General features: G+C 38.3%; 3 protein-coding genes. All 3 read left to right on the top strand.

Going from position 1 to position 3143, the window contains the following annotated elements:
- Positions 1 to 132: 132 nt before the first annotated feature.
- Positions 133 to 585, top strand: a complete 453-nt coding sequence (gene thyX / locus AC33VI_RS22625; RefSeq protein WP_491784522.1) for an FAD-dependent thymidylate synthase — start codon at positions 133 to 135, stop codon at positions 583 to 585.
- A 396-nt stretch (positions 586 to 981) separates the two neighbouring features.
- Positions 982 to 1902, top strand: coding sequence for a glycosyltransferase family 2 protein (locus tag AC33VI_RS22620; protein ID WP_491784521.1), 921 nt, complete (start codon positions 982 to 984; stop codon positions 1900 to 1902).
- A gap of 104 nt (positions 1903 to 2006) precedes the next feature.
- The coding region (locus AC33VI_RS22615; protein ID WP_491784520.1) for a polysaccharide pyruvyl transferase family protein at positions 2007 to 3143 on the top strand (1137 nt) is incomplete at its 3' end.

The raw sequence follows: 3143 nt of genomic DNA, 5'->3' as shown, positions 1-3143 counted from the left end.
TCACCATTATGTACACATGGGCAAAAGAGAACAAAGCTCTAACCAAGTCGGGAGCTAGATGCCACGAAAGTTGCACGTCTAGATCTAACTGAGAGGTGCGAGGAGTAATATCCTCCATCGACTCAACCCGTAATTGCTAGCAATCATAATGAAGAACAATTAGGTTGGAATGAGAAAAGTTTTCGTTATGTAGCAATAGATGATAGCAATGAATTTTATATTCCGCCTAATTTTAGAAAGCAGTCTAAAAGTAATAAACAAGCTACTTTTGGTAATTTAGATGAAGAAATAAACGATCGCGCGAGCGCAATATATAAACAACAATGCGAAGCTAGCTATCAAGCCTACGCTAATTTATTGGAATTGGGAGTCGGCAGAGAACAAGCTAGAGGGGTTTTAGTTCCCTCTGTTTATACTTCCTGGGTTTGGACGGTAAGCTTACAAGCTCTACTACATTTTATCGGACTCCGAAAGGGGAAAGGAGCGCAAAGTGAAATTGCTTTGTATGCCAGTGCCATAGAAGAATTGATTCAGCCCATCGTACCTCACGCTATGGCTGCATGGTCGGAAAAATCAAAGACATAGAGCATTATAGGCTCTAGGCTCTAATAATTAGAAGGGGATTGAACCTCTCCTAATTACAATCTCCCCAAAGGAAGGAGTCTTATACTCAAATTACGGAACTCGACTCTTGGCTAGAGCCTATACCCTAAAGCCTAGAGCCTCGTCCCGTAGGGACGATAAATCACTGATGTTACCAAAAAAAAAGCTGCTTTTGTAAGCAGCCCCCTATTCCCCAATTCTCTAGTCTCCTAGTCATATCTTATAAAACGCTTAATCTGAGCATAATATAGACAAAGTATAAGTTCTTTAAAGATGTTTTAAGCATAAATAGCTTAATTCAGTTGTTTTAGATATCTTAAACAACAGAAAGGAGATTGGTACAAGTCTTTTGTTTATCAGAACAGTACTTTGAAGAATATGGCAGAGAAAATTCCTCCAGTTAGTATTGGTTTAGCTGTATATGACGGAGAAATATATCTCGAAGAAGCGATTGATTCGATTTTGAGCCAAACTTTTAGAGATTTTGAACTGGTTATTTGCGACAATCATTCGAGCGATCGCACTGAAGCTATATGTCGGCGTTATGCAGCCCAGGATAGTCGTGTTAGATACTATCGCAATCCGAGTAATATTGGCGGAGTAAATAACGAAAACAAGACTTTTAAATTATCTAGGGGTAAGTATTATCGCTTGATGGCTCATGACGATCGCCTCGCACCAGAGTTAATCGCCAAGTCGGTGGCAGTATTGGAGAAAAATCCCGAAGTTGTGTTGTGTTATTCGGATATTGTCATTATCGATGATAATGGTAAGGAAATTAACAAGATTGAAACTAGTATCGGTCAAGCTTCAGAAGCTCATCAGCGTTTTTGCCAGCTAGTCAGTAGAGAACATCGTTGCGAAGCCACCTATTCTCTTATGCGATCGCGAGTATTAAAAGAAATAGACCTACAACTTAATTATTCCGATTCCGATCGCGCTTTTCTAGCGGAATTGAGTTTGTACGGCAAGTTTTATAAAATCGACGAGCCTTTATTTTATAAACGCTATCATCAACAGCGATCGATTGAAGTATATCGCGATCGTTACAAGCGCATGGCTTGGTTTCATCCTGAAATAGACGAAAATCACCTGCCATATTTTTGCTACTTTATGTATTGGCGACAAGTATTTCACTTTATTCGGATTGTCAATCGTGCTTCTGTCAATTTGATTAATAAATTTTTGTGTTACGGTCGTATCTTAGTTTGGGTCAGAAAAAGTCGAGAGAAGTTAATCGCAGAAATTTTAATTCTAATTGTCGAAAACCCTTGGCTAAAAAACAGAAGATTGAACTAAAAACTAATTTTTTCTTTTGATTTAAAGTTCATTTAGAGCTTTATTTTGAATAAAAGTTACCATAAGATAAAAAACATAAATTTTTTTAACAACTCGCTTTAATAATGACCTTGATAGATATTTCTAAAACAGGGGAAGCAGTCGCCAATAAGTTAAATATATCTCCAGGAATTAGCAAAATAGGTTTATTAGGGCCTTTTGGTGGAGGAAACTTAGGAGATGCAGCAATCCAAAAGAGTGTAATTGATAATTTCCGTAAGTTAAATTCCGAGCTAGAAATATGTGCTTTTTCCTTAAAACCCCACGATACCGAAGCAAGGCATGGTATTCCTACCTATCCTATTGACAAGAGAGCAAATTCTGCTAATTATTGTTGGTGGAAAGGAAAAAGTGCAACTAGTTTGGCAACTAAGTTAAGCGATCTTTGGCTTGATTGGAACAAGAATAGAGCTAACTCTTGGGTAAAAAAAATTGCCATTAAAATTGTTGCTCGGATTTTAGAGTTGCTAGCTTGGTTGAGAGCTTATCAAAATTTCAAAAAGTTAAATTTAGACCTCCTAATTGTTTCGGGAGGAGGACAATTAGACGATTATTGGGGGGGTGCTTGGGGACACCCTTTTACTTTATTAAGATGGTGTTTATTTTCTAAGTTGGCAGGTACAAAATATTTAATTGTCAGCGTTGGCGCAGCACCAATCGATCGCCCTTTGAGCAAGTTATTTACTCGGATTACTCTCTCTTTAGCTGACTATCGCTCCTATCGAGATCGAGATTCTCAACAGTATATCGAGCGAGTAGTGGGTTTCAAACGAGACGATCCTGTGTATGCGGATTTAGCTTTTAGTTTGCCGACAGAATCTTACGCCAGATCTTCAAGGGAGAGTAATTGTCAAGGTTTAGTAGGAATTGGTGCGATGTCTTACTTCAATCCTAGATCTTCTTGGCCCGAAAAGGACGAAAAAATCTATCAAGGATATCTCCACAAACTAGCTGACTTTGCTGTTTGGCTGACAGAACAAAATTATGCTCTGGCTTTGTTTCCTGGTCAAACTTCCCATGACAAGTTAGCTATTGAAGATTTCCAACAACTATTACAACAAAAAGGAGTTGCCGAAGCATTAATTATCGAGCGATCGATCCTAACTGTCGATGAGTTGATGAGTCAGTTAATCGATTTAGATCTGGCGATCGCATCTCGCTTTCACGGAGTTTTATTATCTCTACTGTTAAATAAACCTACC

This window comes from Waterburya sp., assembly GCF_058530065.1.
This window is presented reverse-complemented; position numbering and strand designations above follow the sequence as displayed.

Excerpts from the sequence above, each read along its gene's own strand:
- AC33VI_RS22620 (WP_491784521.1), top strand. The coding sequence starts at position 982 with ATGGCAGAGAAAATTCCTCCAGTTAGTATTGGTTTAGCTGTATATGAC.